The following is a 14,694-nucleotide window of genomic DNA, read 5'->3' on the forward strand; positions in this document are numbered from 1 at the left end:
GCCAGCCGCTCGGAAACCGAGCGCCCTGCTCAGGAGACCGCAGCCGATCGCAGGGCGGCCATCGCGGGCGAGGCGTCCGCGCAGGCCGCGTCCACGGCCGCCGAGCAGGACCAGGCCGAACGCGTCGAGGTTCCGCCCGATCTCACCGCGGCCGCGTTCTTCGACGTGGACAACACCATGATGATGGGCGCCTCGATCTTCCACTTCGCCCGCGGGCTGGCCGCGCGCAAGTACTTCACCTCCTCCGATCTGGCCGAGTTCGCCTGGCAACAGGTCAAGTACCGGATCATCGGCAAGGAGAGCTCCGGCGGGATCGCCGCCGCTCGCGAGCACACTCTGTCCTTCGTGCAGGGGCGCAGCCTGGACAAGCTGCTCGAGCTCGGTGAGGAGATCTACGACGAGCTCATGGCGGACAAGATCTGGGCGGGCACCCGCGCGCTCGCCGATATGCACCTGCAGGCGGGCCAGCGGGTGTGGCTGGTCACCGCGACCCCGCAGGAGCTGGCCCAGATCATCGCGCGCAGGCTCGGGCTGACCGGGGCGCTGGGCACGGTCGCCGAACACGAGGGCGGGGTGCTCACCGGACGGCTCGTCGGCGAACTGTTGCACGGTAAGGCCAAGGCGCACGCGGTACGGGCACTCGCCGCGCGGGAGGGACTGGATCTGCGCCGGTGCACCGCCTACTCCGATTCGGCCAACGATGTGCCGATGCTCTCGGTCGTGGGCACCGCGGTCGCGGTCAACCCGGACACCGGGCTGCGCGACATCGCCCGGCAGCGCGGCTGGGAGATCCGGGACTTCCGCACCGGGCGCAAGGCGGCCAAGATCGGGGTGCCCTCGGTGCTCGGCGCGGGCGCGGTCGCCGGTGCCCTCGCCGCGGGCATCGCCTACCGGCGCCGGGAACGCTCGGCCTGAACGCTCACCCGGTGAACGGGTTGGCGCGTCCCTCGAGCAGCTCGCGCAGGGTTCGCTGGATGGTGCCGCGCACCCGCTCGGCGAGGGCGAACCGGCAGCCGGGCCCCGCCTCGATGGGTTCGCCGAAATCGATGCGCCACTTGGTCGGCAGCGGGATCGCGCCGAGCGGGCCGAGCAGCGGGAAGGTCGGGGTGACCGGGAAATACGGCAACCCGAACAGCCTGGCCAGCGGCCACACCTCGGCCAGTTTCGGGTGCGCCTCCTCCGCGCCCACGATCGAGACCGGGATGATCGGCACCCCGACCCGGGCGGCGATGTCCACGAACCCGCATCGCTCGAAGCGGCCGACGGTGTACCGCTCGGCGAACGGTTTCCCGAGTCCCGCACTGCCTTCGGGCCAGGTGCCGACGAGTTCACCGGCGCGCAGCAGGCGTTCCGCGTCCGGGCCGCAGGCCAGGGTCTGCCCCGCCTTGCGCGCGAGCACCCCGAGCACCGGGGTGCCGAACAGCAGCCCGGATCCGAGCCCGCGCAGCCTGCGCCCGTTCTCGTGCACCGCGACCTGGGTCATCGCCATGTCCCAGGGCAGCGTGCCGGAGTGGTTCGCGACCAGCAGCGCGCCACCGTCGGCCGGGATCCGTTCCGCGCCGGTGACCTCCACCCGGAACCAGTGCTCGTAGACCGCGCGGGCGGCGGGCAGCAGCACGGAATCGGTGAACTCGCGGTCGAAACCGAACTCGTCCACCTCGTAGTCACCGGCGAGCCGGCGATAACAGAACTCGGCGAACCGGGTGACCGGATGCGGTTCGCCGGTGCGCGGTTCCGGTTCCGGTACCGGATCCGGATTCGCCCGTGGCGCGGGCACGCGCGGGGCGGGCGCGCTGCTGCGTTCGTGCAGCGCGACGGCGCGGGGTTTATCGCCCATGTTCTCCCTCGTGCTTCAGGTGCGTGCCGGTAGTGCGAGCCCGATGGCGCGCAGCGGCGCGGAGACCAGCTTGTCCGGATCGAGCAGGCGGCCGAGCCGGCGGCCGCGCACATAATCGTCGAATGCCTCGCGGGTGGTGAATTTCGGCCGGTAGCCGAATTCGGTGCGCAGTTTCGCCGTGTCCACGACCCTGCCGAAATTCAGATAGCGCAATTGTTCGGGTCCGAAGTCGACCAGTTTCGCACCGCGCACGAATCTCGAGGCCGGTCCGATCACCTGCTCGGGAACCGGGAGGGCGACCCGGCCCGCGCGCTGGATCGCCTGCGCGAGCGTGAGCACCCCGTCCCCGGCGACGTTGAACGTGCCGGGGAGATCGGTGAGCACCGCGCGCCGCAGCACCGCGAGCGCGTCCTCGGCGTGCAGCAGCTGCAGGCGCCCGTCGTAGCCGAAAACCGTCGGTACCACGGGAAGGGCGAAATACCGGGTGAGGACCGTGTCCACCCCGGGCCCGATCAGGTTGGCGAACCGCAGCGTGGTGACATCCACCTCGGGGCGCCGCCGGGAGAAGCCGCGCAGGTATGCCTCGACCTCGGCATTGTCCTGGGCGTATCCCGAACGCGGCAGGGTCACATCCGCGGGCATCTCCTCGGAGTACACCGCATGATTGCGCGGCCCGGAACCGTAGACCGCGGCCGTGGATTTGATCACGAGTTTGCGCACGAGCGGGGCGCGCTGGCACGCCGCGAGCAATTGCATCGTGCCGATCACGTTCATTTCCTTGTGCAGCGGCCGCCCGCTGGGCCCCGGCGGGTGCGCGGTCAGCGAGGCGTGCACCACCGTGTCCACCTTCGCCTCGAGCAGCACCTTCGCGATCAGCGGGGTGCGCACATCCGCGCGGAGGTATTCCGCGCCACCGAGCCGGGCGCGCAGTTGCGCGGTGGACAGCGCCGTGTCCACGCCGATGACCCTGCCGATCTCCGGCTGGGCGGCCAGCTGCGCCGCAAGGTGGCTTCCGAGGTAACCACTCGCACCGGTGACGAGCACGGTCGACGGCATGGGCGCCCCTCTTGGCGTCGCGGATCGGGGAAACTGCCCTCGATGCTACTCATTCCGAAGACCGGAATGGGCCCCGGTAACCCGGCATTAACGCAGTTCACAGCTTTTTCTACGCCACATGTAACCCACTCGGGCTAAGCACCGTCCACAATGGACATCGGAATCCGCTGCCGGAAGAAGGCACGAAAAAGCGGGGCCGCGAAATCTCGCGAACCCCGCCACGTGCCGCGCCCGGCGGTTACTTGCCGAGCTTGCGCCGCTGCACCCGAGTGCGCCGCAGGAGCTTGCGGTGCTTCTTCTTGGACATGCGCTTGCGGCGCTTCTTGATCACAGAGCCCATCGGGGGACCCGCCTTCCTCTCGCGGCCTTTCACTACTGACGGGGACCCCGGGCAGGATGTGCCACAGGGTTGCTGTGCCAGTTCACAAAACTCGAATGGTCAGTCTAGTGGGACCCGCGAGGGCAGCGACCGGCGGGGTAGCGAGGGCGCGAGCTTACGCGCACCCGGTACCCCACCGGCGCCGGTTACCCTACGTCGAAGTACGCGCCCCGCAGATAGTCGTGCACCGCCTGCTCCGGCACCCGGAACGACTTCCCGACCCGTACGGCCGGCAACTCACCCGAATGCACGAGGCGATACACCGTCATCTTGGAGACGCGCATCATCGCGGCCACCTCGGCGACCGTAAGAAACTGTACCTGACCTGCGGAAACACCGCCGGTCTCGCCAGCATCCTTCCGTTCCTGCGACGGCATACCTCACCGCGCCTTTCCGACACGCGTCGCGCCGCTCGGCTTCCCCACCGGCGGTATCGACACGCACGTGCTGTCCGCCAGCCTATCGGGACTAGTGGGGCTCATGCGACAGGTGGGCGAAAATTCGATACAACGATCCCGCCTACCCACCCACCGAGTGATCGGCACCTTCCGCGGATGTGCCCGGTCAGGAGCCGAGTTCCACCGAACGATCCCGCGCGGCCTCGATCGCGTCGATCAGCGCCGCCCGCACCCCGTGCCGTTCCAGTTCGCGGATCGCCATGATCGTGGTGCCGCCCGGCGAGGTCACGGCCTCGCGCATCAGCACAGGATGCTCCGCCTCCTCCGCGAGCATCTTCGCCGAACCGACCGCCGCCTGCACGATGAGCTGGGTCGCCGTCGCCCGCGGGATACCGAGCAGGATGCCCGCGTCGATCATCGCCTCGACCAGGTAGAAGAAGTAGGCGGGCCCGGAACCGGACAGCGCGGTCACCGCGTCCTGCTGTGTCTCGGGGACCCGCACCACCTCGCCGACCGAGCGCAGCATCTGCTCGACGGTGCCCAGGTGTTCCTCGGTGGCGTTCGGCCCGGCCGAGATCGCGCACATCCCGGCGCCGACCAGCATCGGCGTGTTCGGCATGACCCGGACGACCGGGGTGCCCTCCGGAAGCCGCTCGCTGAACTTGCTGGTCGGCAGGCCGGCGCAGAGCGAGACCACCAGCCGCAGCTCGCCCGCCCCGCGCAGGTGCTCGGCCAGCTCGTCCAGCAGCGGGTCCACATCCTGGGGCTTCACCGCGACCACGAGCACCTCGGCCTCGCGAACCGCGCCGGGCACGTCCGTTGCCGTGATCCCGTACTGCTCGGTCAGCTCGTCACACCGTTTCGGGTAGCGCTCGGTGAACAGCAGTTCATCCGCGCTCCGACCGGACGAGAGCAGCCCGGAGAGCAGCGCTTCGCCGATCTTTCCCGCACCAAGTACCGCGATCTTCTCCATGCGCTTCAGCGTGCCATGCGGTGCCCCGGCACCTCGTCAGGGCTGTCGGCGTGCGGTCAGCGCTTCCGGGCGAGCAGGGCGAGCTGGCGCGCCTGGCAGACCAGCCGGCCACGCGAATCGATCACGGTCGCGTCCGCGTCGAACCAGTTCCCGGCCACCGTGCGGCAGTTGCCCTGCACCCGCAGCCAGCCGGGCGCGGGCTCGGCGCGCAGCAGGGCGGTGAGCTGGACGGTCGGCGACCAGCCGATGTGCCCGAGATTGAACGGCAGCGGAGGCAGCATGTCCCCGGCGACCAGGGCGAAGAAGATGTCCGGGTGATCGTCCGGGGAGCGGAACCACGCGCGGTACTCGAGCGGATCACCCGGTTTGCGATCGGTGAACAACGAGGCGTTGTGCCGCGCGAACCGGGTGTCCATGTACCAGCCGATCTTGCTCGGGCCTTCGAACTCGGTGTTGAACTCGAGTGCGTCCGGTCCGGGCTCGACCGGGAACTCCGGCAGTTCGGCCCACGCGGGTTCCTCGTCCGGCAACCGGCCCGCGGTGACCGTTCCGGTGACCCGCACCGCGTCGTGCTGTTCGAGCGCGACCCCGATCGAGGACACGGTGCTGCCCTGTTTGCGCACCTCGGTGCGCAGTTCGGCAGGACCGGCCTCGGGCGGGCGGAGGAACTCGCAGGAGACGGCGAGCGGATCCCGGTCCCCACCGGCCGCGGCGAGTGCCGCCCTGGTGAGCACGGCCATGAGGTAGCCGCCGTGCGGTTTGTCCCCGACGCTCCATTCGGCGGAGAGGTCCGCGGAGAACAGGCCCTCGGCCTCGGCGCGTACCTCGCTCGCTTTGTTCAGATCCATGCCGTCACCGCTTCGAGAGCAGGGCTCGGCCGAAGAAGCCTACGTTCGCCGGGCGTTCCGCGAGTCTGCGCATGAGATAGCCGTACCACTGTTCGCCGTAGGGGACATAGACCCGCACGGTGTTGCCTTCGGCACGTAGTTTGCGCTGTTCGTCCGGGCGGACCCCGTAGAGCATCTGGTACTCGAACCGGTCCGGCGTCCTGCCGTGCTGCGCCACCCGCTCACCGAGGATGCCCAGCAGCGCGGGATCGTGGGTGGCGAACATCGGGTACCCCTCGCCGCCGAGCAGCGCATCGGCGCACCGGATGTAGTTGCGGGAGACCTCCTCCGCACTGGTGTAGGCCACGGTCGCGGGTTCGGCGTAGGCCCCCTTGCACAGCCGCACCCGCGCACCCTGCTCGGCGAGCTGTTCGCAGTCCTCGAGGGTGCGCTTGAGGTAGGCCTGCACGACCACGCCGGTGGACGGCCATTTCTGGCGGAGCAGCACGAGCATGTTCAGCGTGTCGTCGGTGGTGGTGCGGTCCTCCATGTCGAGGGTGACCGCGGTTCCGACGGCCTCGGCGGCCTTGCAGATCCGGGAGACGGCCTTGTACGCGTAGAGCCGGTCGAACTTCGCACCGACCGCGGACAGTTTCACGCTGACCTCGGCGTTCGCGGCGAGCCCCGCAGCACCGAGCTGGTCGAGCAGCGTGGTGTAGGCGGTGACGGTCCGCTCCGCGCGTTCGGTGTCGACGCTGTCCTCACCGAGGTAGTCAAGGGTCACCAGGCGCCCGTCCCCGGTGATCTCCGTGGTGGCGCGGATGGCGTCCGCGGTGTTCTCCCCGGCGACGAACCGGGCGACGACATCCCGGGACACGGGTGCCGTGGCCACGGTGCGTTTGATGGTCTCGTTCCGCGCGGCGGCCAGGATGACAGAGCGCAGCGGGTTCATACCCGCACTTTACTGCTCGGCGTCCGCCCCGGTCGGCATCTCCCCGGTGACCACGAACACGGTTCGCCGTGCGACCGAGACGGCGTGGTCGGCGAACCGCTCGTAGAACCGGGAAAGCAGGGTCACGTCGACCGCGGTGGCCACCCCGTGTTCCCAGTCCCGCTCCATGATCTTGGTGAACAGGTGCCGGTGCAGCTCGTCCACCTCGTCGTCGGCCTCCTCGACCTCCTTGGCGAGCCCGACGTCACTGGTGCGGATGACCTGTTCGACCCGCCGCGCCTGGGTGGCGCCGACCTCGCCCATCTTGGCGAAGTAAGGCCGGACCTCCGCGGGAACGACCTCGTCGGGGTGCCTGCGCCGGGCCGCGCCCGCGATGTGTTTGGCGAGGTCACCCATCCGCTCGAGGCTTTCCGCCGCGTACATGGCGGCGAGCACGGTGCGCAGCTCGCTGGCCACCGGGGCCTGGAGCGCGAGCAGGGCGTAGGCCTGTTCCTCGGCGTTGGTGCGCGCCTCGTCGACCTTCTGGTCGGCCCCGATCACCTGCTCGGCGAGGGCGAGGTCGGCATCCAGCAACGACTGGGTCGCCCTCTCCATCGCTTCGGCGACACTCGCGCACATTCCGGCGAGCAGATCCGCGAGCTCGCCCAATTGATCCCGATAAGCCTCACGCATGTTCCCAGCCTACGACCAGCGAGGTGCGCGCACGCGCAAGCACACATGAATCGCGGATGAACTCGGCATGATCATTGGCAACCGGGGTGATCACAGGACTCCACATGGTTGACTACCCGAACCTGTTTACCCTGTTCAGCGCCGCCCTGCCCGCTCTGGAGGCCCCAGCCGATCCCGCAGCCGAGCAGCACGAGCGCCGAGACCGCGCCCGCGGTGACCTTGCCCGCGACCACGCTCTGCTCACTGCGCCGCTGCTTCTTCTCCCGCAAGCGGGTCATCCGGGGCCGTTCGCCGTCCTCGAGGTCTTCGGCGTACTCCGCCTCGTCCAGGTCCTCCGCGCACTCGTCGTCGAGGTACTCGTCTTCGGCGTATTCGGCCTCGTCCGATTCCCCAGCTGCCCCGGGCTCGTCCTGCTCGGCGACCTGTTCGTCCTCGAGCTCGGCCGGGTCGACCGGCTGCACTCCGACCTTGGTCGGGGTGAAGGTGAGGGCTTCTTCGAGCTCATCGGCTTCGGAGACCCAGGGCAGGAAACGCGAGCGCTTGCTGCGCTTGCGCCGTTCCTCCTCGGCGAGTTCGTCGTGCACCGCGGAGAACCGGGCGAGGGTGTTGTCCATGGCGCGCAGCCGTTTGACGTCATCGCAGATCGGCTCGAGTTCGCTGGTGAGCACGTTCTGCTCGGTCTCGGGGATCGCGCGCGGTTTGGGCAGCGGCAGGGATTTCGGGTCCGGTTTCGCACCGTGCCGCGGCCTGCTGCCCTGGGCCGCGCGCGGCTGCGGCGACCGGGACTGGGCTGTTTGGGACTGAGCCGGGTGGGCTTGAACTGCCCGGTGCTGGGACATCCGCGGTTCGGCGCGGGCGGGTTCGGGTACCGGCTCGGCCCGCACCGTGGCTTCGGCGGGCCGGTCCTGCCTCGGGATGGGGCGCCGGGGCCGGGCGGCGGTGTCCCTGGAGAGCAGTTCGGAAACGTGCAGGCCACCGGAATCCTCGAGGGAACGGCGCCGGCGACCGGTCGGGGCGGCCTTGTCCGTGCGAGAGCGCGGCTGCTCGGGCACCATTACTCCTTCCACACAGCACACGTCACGAACCTGGTGTCGCGCGGCCCCGACATACGCGTTCGTACCAGAGAGGGATCACTACGGCCTTGCATCGCTGAAGTCGCGATCCTACAACGAAACGCGCGCTACGCCAGCACGACAGGCTGAATGTGTAGCACACCATCGCGGCGGTTACTCCGCCCGGGTGACAAACCTTCCGCGTGATCCACCCAGTACCTTCGCCACTCCGCCGTCGGAGTAGACGACGGCATTGCGTCCCGCGCGTTTCGCGGTGTAAAGCAGCCGGTCAGCGCTGCGTAGCTGGCGCTCACTGTCCAGATCGGCCTCCGGGCCCTGATGCCGGACCCCGATACTGACCGTGAGCCGCAGTCCCTCCGCGACCCGCGACCAGTCGTGCCTGGCCACCCGGGTCCGGGTGGCGTCGGTGTGCGCGATCGCGCTGTCCAGATCGGTGTCCGGGTAGACGAGCACGAACTCCTCGCCGCCGTAGCGCGCGCAGAAGGCCCCTTCCGGCAGATCGCGCTGCAACAGCAGGACCACCTGCTGGAGCACGAGGTCGCCGATCCGGTGCCCGTAGGTGTCGTTGACCCGTTTGAACCAGTCGATGTCCACGAGCGCGACCGCGACCCCGTGTTCGCTCGAGCGCTGCTCGTCGACCAGATCGAGCAGCCTGCTGTCCAGGTAACGGCGGTTGTAGGTGTCGGTGAGCGAGTCCCGCATGCTCTGCTGCATGGCCTCGGCGTGCTCGCGGCGCAGCCGGGCGACCTCGATGCGCAGTTCCTCGGAGACCTCGGGTGCCTCGCGCGTCCCATCGCGCAGGATGTTCATCGCCATCCGCATATGCCGATACGCGGACTCGTATTCGCCCCGTTCGGCGAGCAGTGCGGCGAGCGACTCGTGCAGTTCGGCCGCACCGGAACGGCGACGCGCTCTCGGGTGCCCGTGATCGGCAGCCGCACGCGACTCGAGCAGGCCCACGGGCTCACCTCCTCCTTACCGCGCCCGGGGAGAGCATCGACCCTTTCCGAAGGGACCTTAAGCGCGTGACACCGAATGGGTGCCCCTCACAGGTGCAATGATCATCACACCTTTGAAGTCTGATATCAGAGGTTCTGGCGAAATCCCTGGTTCCGGCCGTTTCCCGGAATTTGCTCACAGGGTTTTGCAGGGACCGAAACCGGAGATCCGCTCACCCTCGTCGACCACCCGCGCATAGGAGATCTGGCTGGCGAGGACCGAACCCGAGCGCTTCGCGGTGAACAGCACCGGAACCGCGTACACGGTTCCGGAGACGGGTTTCCCGCGCTCCGGGGACCAGCCGGGGTCGGGCCGGGCGGCGGACTCCGTGGGTTCCTCGGTGACGGTCAGCCCGGGGTTCGCGCAGTAGCGGTCGGCGAACTGGGCGACCTGGGTGCGCCGGAAGAACGTGTCCTGGGCCTGCGGCCCGCGCGCCGCGCTCGCGTTCAGTTCGGCGAAGTACGCGCCGATCCGGTCGCGCGGCACCGAGTCCGGCGGCGCGCCACCGCAGCCCGTGCCCGCGCCCAGGACACCGGCCAGGACCAGGGCCTGGACCGCTCGCGCCCTAACCACCGGAGTGCATGTCCTCCACATCCGGGGTCTGCGCGTCGCAGGGATCGTCGAGCCAGCCCTCGGGAAGGGCGACCTTGGCCGGGGAGCCCTGGCGCCCGCGCGGTCCCTCGGCCGCCGCCGGGAAGGGCGCGTCCGCGTCCAGGGCACCGAGCAGGTCCTCGAGCTCGGCGAGCCCGGAGATGAGCCCGAACCGCTGGCGCAGCTCCGAACCGACCGGGAACCCCTTGAGGTACCAGGACATGTGCTTGCGCAGATCCCGTACCCCGCGGAACTCCGCCTCGTCCCCCGCGGTCCGGTAGTGCTCGACGAGCAGTTCGGCGTGCCGGAGCACCACCGAGGAGACGGTGCCCAGGTTCGGCGGGTCCGGGATCGGCTGCCCGCTCAGGGTGGCCACGAGCTCGCCGAACAGCCAGGGCCGCCCGAGGCAGCCGCGGCCGACCACGATCCCGTCGCAGCCGGTCTGGTCGACCATCTTCCAGGCGTCCTCGGCCGCGAAGATGTCCCCGTTGCCGAGCACCGGGATGCTCTGGACCGCTTCCTTGAGCCGCGCGATCGCCGACCAGTCCGCCTGCCCGGAGTAGCGCTGGGCCGCGGTGCGCGCGTGCAGTGCCACCGCCCGTGCGCCCTCGGCCTCGGCGATCCGGCCCGCGTCCAGGTAGGTGGTGTGCTCATCGTCGATGCCGATGCGGAACTTCACGGTGACCGGGATGTCGGCGCGCGCCGCCTCGGTGACCGCGGCGCGCACGATGCTCGCGAACAGGTTCCGCTTGTAGGGCAGCGCCGCCCCGCCGCCGCGCCGGGTCACCTTGGGCACCGGGCAGCCGAAGTTCATGTCGATGTGATCGGCGAGGTTCTCGTCCACGATCATCGCGACGGCGCGGCGCATCGTCTCCGGGTCCACCCCGTAGAGCTGCAGCGAGCGCGGCGTCTCCTGCGGGCCGAAGGTGATCATGTGCATGGTGTGCGGGTCCCGCTCCACCAGCGCGCGGGTGGTGATCATCTCGCACACGTACAGCGCGCGGTCGCTGCCGTACTCCCGGCACAGGGTGCGGAACGCGCGGTTGGTGATGCCCGCCATCGGGGCGAGCACGACCGGCGGGTCCACCCGATAGCGGCCGATCTCGAGCGAGGGATTCACTGCTGACACGAGTCAAGGCTAACCGCCTCAGCCCAGATCACGGGCCATGAGGTCGCGCTCGCCCTCCCGGCGCAGCAGCACCCGGGCGGCCCCGTCGCGCACCGCGAGCAGTGGCGGCCGGCCGATGAGGTTGTAGTTCGACTGCAGCGGCACGTGGTAAGCGCCGGTGCAGGCCACCGCGAGCAGATCGCCCGCGCGGGTGTCCGCGGGCAGCGGGACCGCCTCACCGAGCACATCCCCGGATTCACAGTGCCTGCCCGCGACGGTCAGCGGCACCGTGGCCGCCGAAGACCTCCTGCCGAGCAGTCGCATCCGGTACCGCGCGCCGTACAGCGCGGGACGCGGATTGTCCGACATGCCGCCGTCCACGATCACGGTGGAGCCTTTCACGGCGAGCACCCGGTAAACGGTCACCCCGGCGCGGGCGACGATCGAGCGGCCGGGTTCGAGGATCAGCCGCGGGGCGGGCAGCTGGAACCGGTCGCATTCGTAGTGCAGGGCGATCCGCACCCGGTCGGCGAACCCGGTGAGGTCGAACTCCGGTTCCTCCTCGGTGTAGCGAACCCGGAAGCCGCCGCCGATATCGAGCACCGGAAGGCACACACCGAACCGTTCGCGGATGTCGGCGAGCAGTCCCACCATGAACCGCACCGCGGCCTCGTAACTGTCCACACCGGACACCTGGGAGCCGATGTGGCAGTGCAGGCCGAGCAGTTCCAGATTCGGCGAGCGCAGCACCCGGTCCACCGCCTCGGCGGCTTCCCCGGCGCGCAGGTCGAAGCCGAACTTCGCACCCCGTACTCCGGTGGCGATGCTGCGATGGGTGTGCGCGTCCACATCCGGGGTCACCCGGACCAGCACCTGCTGCCCGGGCCCGGCGATGCCCTCGAGGGTGTCGAGCTCTTCGAAGGAGTCGAGCACGATCCGCGCACCGGGACAGTGCACCGCCGCTTTCAGATCCTCCTTGGTCTTCCCGTTGTCGTGCACCAGGATCCGGGAACCGTCCACCCCGGCCGCGCGCACCAGGTGCAGTTCACCGGCCGAGCACACGTCGAACGAGGCCCCTTCCTCGGCCAGCCAGCGCACGAGTCCCTTGCACAGCAAGGCTTTCCCGGCGTAGGCGAGCTCGGCATCGGGCAGCGCGGCGCGGAACTCGCGCACCCGGGCGCGCACCTGTGCCTCGTCGAGCACGAGGCAGGGAGTGCCGTACCGGGCGGCGAGCCCGGTGAGGCCGAGCCCGCCGACGATCAGGTCGCCGTGCTCATCGGCGGACGCGGTCGAGGGCCAGCAGGCGCCGTCGAATCGTTCGTGCAGCAGGTGCCCGAGCGAGGGCAGGATCTCCGTGATGGTCATGGCGTCAGTACACGCCCGCAATACGGTGTTCACCCGGCGCGCGGACGGTTTCGTTACGCCGCGCCGGGTCGTTTTGACGCCACATTGACCCCGGCCGCCGCGCGGGTGCCCGCGGTCACAGCCCGATGTTCAGACAGGCCAGCCGGGCACCGGCCATTCCGGCGTGCCCCGCACCGGTGTGCGTGGGTGTCTCGTGGATGACGATGGACTTCGCCGCACGGCCCGCGAAGCGCCAGTCGAGCGAGCTGGCCGCGAATCCGGTCCCGGTGGCGTCGGTGGTGAAGTCCAGCCAGACCTCGTTGCGCGGATTGGCGTAGGCGGGATCGACCGAGGGCTGCACGGGATCGGGCACGTTCTGGAAGTGCGGCCCCGCGGCCTCCCCGGTGGCACCGCAGGCCTTGGTGTGTACATGAGCGCCGTAAGCCCGATCCGGTACCAGTCCGCGCACCCCGAAGACCACCGTCGTGCCACCGGTCCCCGGAGCGAACCGGGCGGCCCCCGCGGACGAACCGGGCGGCACGAGCGCGGGGTCGTAGGTGCTGGCTGCCCGTCCCGGTGCGTACGCACCGAAGACCCCGGCAGCAGCCGCGGTATCGGGTACGGGCTGCGCCGAGGCGAGCCCGCTCGTACCGAAACCGGCCGCGATCAGAACAGCGACAAAAAGGATCTTCTTCCTATTTCGCGAAGGCATGGACCATGCCTAGTGCCCGCGGCCGGGAAGCGCAACTCACACCGTCTCGTCCACCCCGGCGACCCGCTCCTCGGCGAGCGCGCAGGTTTCCAGGATGGTCCTGGCCACCAGCCGCGGATCATCGGGCATCGGCACGTGCCCGCAGTCGGGAAGCAGCACGTGGCGCGCGTTCGGCAGCCGTCGCGCCGCCCGCTCGGCCTGTCTCGGCGGCAGCACCCGGTCCTTGGCGCCCCAGGCGATGGTCACCGGAATGTCGGGACTCTTGCCCTGCCAGGAGTAGCGCTTGCCCGCCTCGATGGTCGGCGCGAACCCGGTGGCATCGCGCAGTGCGGCGACATCCCCGAGCGCGGTGGACCGATCGATGCGTTCCGGGTGGTTGTGCAGCACCCGCAGCAACTGGGACCGCACCGGCCCGGTGGCGAGCAGGGCACCGACCGCGGGCCGGGGCGCGCGGGCGCTGGCCCGGATCATCCGCAGGGTGGCCAGGGCGCGGGCGCGATCCCGCCGCGTCCAGAACCCGGCCGGGGAGAGCGCGGTGGCCGAGGCGACCATGCCCTGGGCCGCGGCCTCCACGGCGAGCAGGCCGCCGAGGGAGTTCCCCGCGATGTGCGGGGAACGCACCCCGAGCAGTTCGAAGCTGGTGCGCAGCCGCCGCATCGCGCCGGGGACGTCGTAGCCGCCGTGCCCGGGAAACTGCGGTGAACGGCCGAAACCGGGCAGGTCGATCGCGATCACGTCGTGGTGCGCGGCGAGCTCGTCCAGCACCGGGCGCCACGCCTGCCAGCGGTGCCCGATGCCGTGCAGCAGCACCAGCGGTGTGCCCGAACCGCGCCGTTCGTAGTTGAGGCCGTATCCGTCCACGGTGACCAACCACCTCTCCGCCGTAGTTTACGCGAGAGTAGCAACGGCTCGGCCACCATGACCAGGGTCAGCGTCCGCGCAGCCGCTCCACCACCGGCGCCAGCTGCTCATACCCTGCCGCGTTGACGGTGATGTAAGAGGTACCGAACGCATCGCGGCGGCGCTGCAGCTCATCCGCGATCTCCTGGGTGCTCCCGCGCAGTATGGCCAGCGAATCGTGCGCGATCAGCTCCTCCACGCTGGCCCCGACGAACTGCTCGACCATGGGCGGCAGCTGCTCGCCGACCGCGAAGATGTTCATGGACAGCTCGAGGTCCCTTCCGCCCGCGGCCGCGCGCACCGTGTCCGCCATCGCGGCGACATCCTCGCGGCTCGCCAGTGGCCGGGCCGCGAGCGTGACCGTGTCGGCTTTGTCCCCGGCCATGGCGAGCGCCTTCGGACCGCTCGCCGCCATGAGCACCGGGGTGCGCCGCTCGCTCTGGCTCGCCCGCAGCGCGTCGATGGCCTCGCCGACCAGCGCGAGCCTGCGCGCCCCCGACGGTTCCGGATAGCCGAGATCCTCGGTCACCTGACGCAGCACGTGCGGTGCCCCGGTGCCGATGCCCAGCTCGAACCGGTCTCCGGTGAGCACACTGAGACTGTCCGCCTCGTACGCGATCATCCTCGGATGGCGCAGCGGGCTGGCCATGACGAAGGTACCGACCCGCAGCCGGGTGGTCACCTCGGCCGCGATCGCCAGCGAGGAGGAGACCGAGGGCAGTTGCAGCCCATCCGGCATCAGCAGCGTGTCGTACCCCAGTCCTTCCACCTTGCGCGCCAGATCCCGCCACGGCCCGCCCTGCTGCGGGGCGGCGACGACCCCGAACCTGAATGTGTGCTCAGCCATGGGTAAAGGTTAGACATCAAACGATG

General features: G+C 70.0%; 17 protein-coding genes. 1 reads left to right on the forward strand and 16 read right to left on the reverse strand.

Annotation, left to right across the window (positions count from 1 at the left end; genetic code table 11):
- The first annotated feature begins 60 nt into the window (after positions 1 to 60).
- Positions 61 to 915: an HAD family hydrolase gene (locus tag AD72_RS22220; RefSeq protein WP_063890784.1), complete on the forward strand. Its 855-nt coding sequence runs from the start codon at positions 61 to 63 to the stop codon at positions 913 to 915.
- Positions 916 to 919: 4 nt separating this feature from the next.
- Here the strand turns inward: AD72_RS22220 and AD72_RS22225 are convergent, their stop codons facing one another.
- From AD72_RS22225 to AD72_RS22295, 16 genes are all read right to left on the reverse strand, one after another.
- On the reverse strand, positions 920 to 1,837 hold the full coding sequence (locus tag AD72_RS22225; protein ID WP_031468489.1) for a lysophospholipid acyltransferase family protein: 918 nt from the start codon (positions 1,835 to 1,837) through the stop codon (positions 920 to 922).
- Between the two features lie 15 nt (positions 1,838 to 1,852).
- On the reverse strand, positions 1,853 to 2,893 hold the full coding sequence (locus tag AD72_RS22230) for an NAD-dependent epimerase/dehydratase family protein (protein ID WP_031468490.1): 1,041 nt from the start codon (positions 2,891 to 2,893) through the stop codon (positions 1,853 to 1,855).
- 238 nt (positions 2,894 to 3,131) lie between these two features.
- Positions 3,132 to 3,233, reverse strand: coding sequence for a 30S ribosomal protein bS22 (locus AD72_RS35880; protein WP_003402602.1), 102 nt, complete (start codon positions 3,231 to 3,233; stop codon positions 3,132 to 3,134).
- A gap of 185 nt (positions 3,234 to 3,418) precedes the next feature.
- Positions 3,419 to 3,649, reverse strand: coding sequence for a helix-turn-helix domain-containing protein (locus AD72_RS22235; protein WP_031468491.1), 231 nt, complete (start codon positions 3,647 to 3,649; stop codon positions 3,419 to 3,421).
- 187 nt (positions 3,650 to 3,836) lie between these two features.
- A complete protein-coding gene (gene proC / locus AD72_RS22240) occupies positions 3,837 to 4,643 on the reverse strand; it encodes a pyrroline-5-carboxylate reductase (RefSeq protein ID WP_031468492.1) in 807 nt (268 codons plus the stop codon).
- Between the two features lie 56 nt (positions 4,644 to 4,699).
- On the reverse strand, positions 4,700 to 5,491 hold the full coding sequence (locus AD72_RS22245; RefSeq protein ID WP_031468493.1) for a thioesterase family protein: 792 nt from the start codon (positions 5,489 to 5,491) through the stop codon (positions 4,700 to 4,702).
- A 4-nt stretch (positions 5,492 to 5,495) separates the two neighbouring features.
- Positions 5,496 to 6,422: a proline dehydrogenase family protein gene (locus tag AD72_RS22250; RefSeq protein WP_031468494.1), complete on the reverse strand. Its 927-nt coding sequence runs from the start codon at positions 6,420 to 6,422 to the stop codon at positions 5,496 to 5,498.
- 9 nt (positions 6,423 to 6,431) lie between these two features.
- Positions 6,432 to 7,094 carry a phosphate signaling complex protein PhoU gene (gene phoU, locus AD72_RS22255; protein WP_031468495.1) on the reverse strand — a complete coding sequence of 221 codons (663 nt, stop codon included), beginning with the start codon at positions 7,092 to 7,094 and terminating at the stop codon, positions 6,432 to 6,434.
- A gap of 71 nt (positions 7,095 to 7,165) precedes the next feature.
- Positions 7,166 to 8,146, reverse strand: a complete 981-nt coding sequence (locus AD72_RS22260; RefSeq protein WP_156365325.1) for a hypothetical protein — start codon at positions 8,144 to 8,146, stop codon at positions 7,166 to 7,168.
- A gap of 174 nt (positions 8,147 to 8,320) precedes the next feature.
- A complete protein-coding gene (locus AD72_RS22265; protein ID WP_037346947.1) occupies positions 8,321 to 9,127 on the reverse strand; it encodes a GGDEF domain-containing protein in 807 nt (268 codons plus the stop codon).
- Positions 9,128 to 9,301: 174 nt separating this feature from the next.
- Entirely contained in the window at positions 9,302 to 9,739 is a 438-nt protein-coding gene (locus AD72_RS22270; RefSeq protein ID WP_156365326.1) for a hypothetical protein, read from the reverse strand.
- On the reverse strand, positions 9,732 to 10,877 hold the full coding sequence (gene dusB, locus AD72_RS22275; protein ID WP_156365327.1) for a tRNA dihydrouridine synthase DusB: 1,146 nt from the start codon (positions 10,875 to 10,877) through the stop codon (positions 9,732 to 9,734). Before dusB ends, AD72_RS22270 begins: the two co-directional genes overlap by 8 nt.
- A 27-nt stretch (positions 10,878 to 10,904) precedes the next feature.
- On the reverse strand, positions 10,905 to 12,230 hold the full coding sequence (gene lysA, locus AD72_RS22280; RefSeq protein ID WP_031468500.1) for a diaminopimelate decarboxylase: 1,326 nt from the start codon (positions 12,228 to 12,230) through the stop codon (positions 10,905 to 10,907).
- A gap of 115 nt (positions 12,231 to 12,345) precedes the next feature.
- On the reverse strand, positions 12,346 to 12,921 hold the full coding sequence (locus AD72_RS22285) for a superoxide dismutase family protein (RefSeq protein ID WP_031468501.1): 576 nt from the start codon (positions 12,919 to 12,921) through the stop codon (positions 12,346 to 12,348).
- 36 nt (positions 12,922 to 12,957) lie between these two features.
- Positions 12,958 to 13,782: an alpha/beta fold hydrolase gene (locus AD72_RS22290; protein WP_231644928.1), complete on the reverse strand. Its 825-nt coding sequence runs from the start codon at positions 13,780 to 13,782 to the stop codon at positions 12,958 to 12,960.
- Positions 13,783 to 13,849: 67 nt separating this feature from the next.
- On the reverse strand, positions 13,850 to 14,668 hold the full coding sequence (locus AD72_RS22295) for an LLM class flavin-dependent oxidoreductase (protein ID WP_031468503.1): 819 nt from the start codon (positions 14,666 to 14,668) through the stop codon (positions 13,850 to 13,852).
- Positions 14,669 to 14,694: the final 26 nt, after the last annotated feature.

Source organism: Sciscionella sediminilitoris, from assembly GCF_000737195.2.
Lineage (GTDB): Bacteria > Actinomycetota > Actinomycetes > Mycobacteriales > Pseudonocardiaceae > Sciscionella > Sciscionella sediminilitoris.

Bases quoted from the DNA above. Each gene is read 5' to 3' on its own strand.
- AD72_RS35880 (WP_003402602.1), bottom strand. From the start codon at position 3,233: ATGGGCTCTGTGATCAAGAAGCGCCGCAAGCGCATGTCCAAGAAGAAG.
- lysA (WP_031468500.1), bottom strand. From the start codon at position 12,230: ATGACCATCACGGAGATCCTGCCCTCGCTCGGGCACCTGCTGCACGAA.
- AD72_RS22235 (WP_031468491.1), bottom strand. From the start codon at position 3,649: ATGCCGTCGCAGGAACGGAAGGATGCTGGCGAGACCGGCGGTGTTTCC.
- AD72_RS22295 (WP_031468503.1), bottom strand. From the start codon at position 14,668: ATGGCTGAGCACACATTCAGGTTCGGGGTCGTCGCCGCCCCGCAGCAG.
- AD72_RS22245 (WP_031468493.1), bottom strand. From the start codon at position 5,491: ATGGATCTGAACAAAGCGAGCGAGGTACGCGCCGAGGCCGAGGGCCTG.
- AD72_RS22225 (WP_031468489.1), bottom strand. From the start codon at position 1,837: ATGGGCGATAAACCCCGCGCCGTCGCGCTGCACGAACGCAGCAGCGCG.
- AD72_RS22250 (WP_031468494.1), bottom strand. From the start codon at position 6,422: ATGAACCCGCTGCGCTCTGTCATCCTGGCCGCCGCGCGGAACGAGACC.
- AD72_RS22230 (WP_031468490.1), bottom strand. From the start codon at position 2,893: ATGCCGTCGACCGTGCTCGTCACCGGTGCGAGTGGTTACCTCGGAAGC.
- phoU (WP_031468495.1), bottom strand. From the start codon at position 7,094: ATGCGTGAGGCTTATCGGGATCAATTGGGCGAGCTCGCGGATCTGCTC.
- AD72_RS22285 (WP_031468501.1), bottom strand. From the start codon at position 12,921: ATGCCTTCGCGAAATAGGAAGAAGATCCTTTTTGTCGCTGTTCTGATC.
- proC (WP_031468492.1), bottom strand. From the start codon at position 4,643: ATGGAGAAGATCGCGGTACTTGGTGCGGGAAAGATCGGCGAAGCGCTG.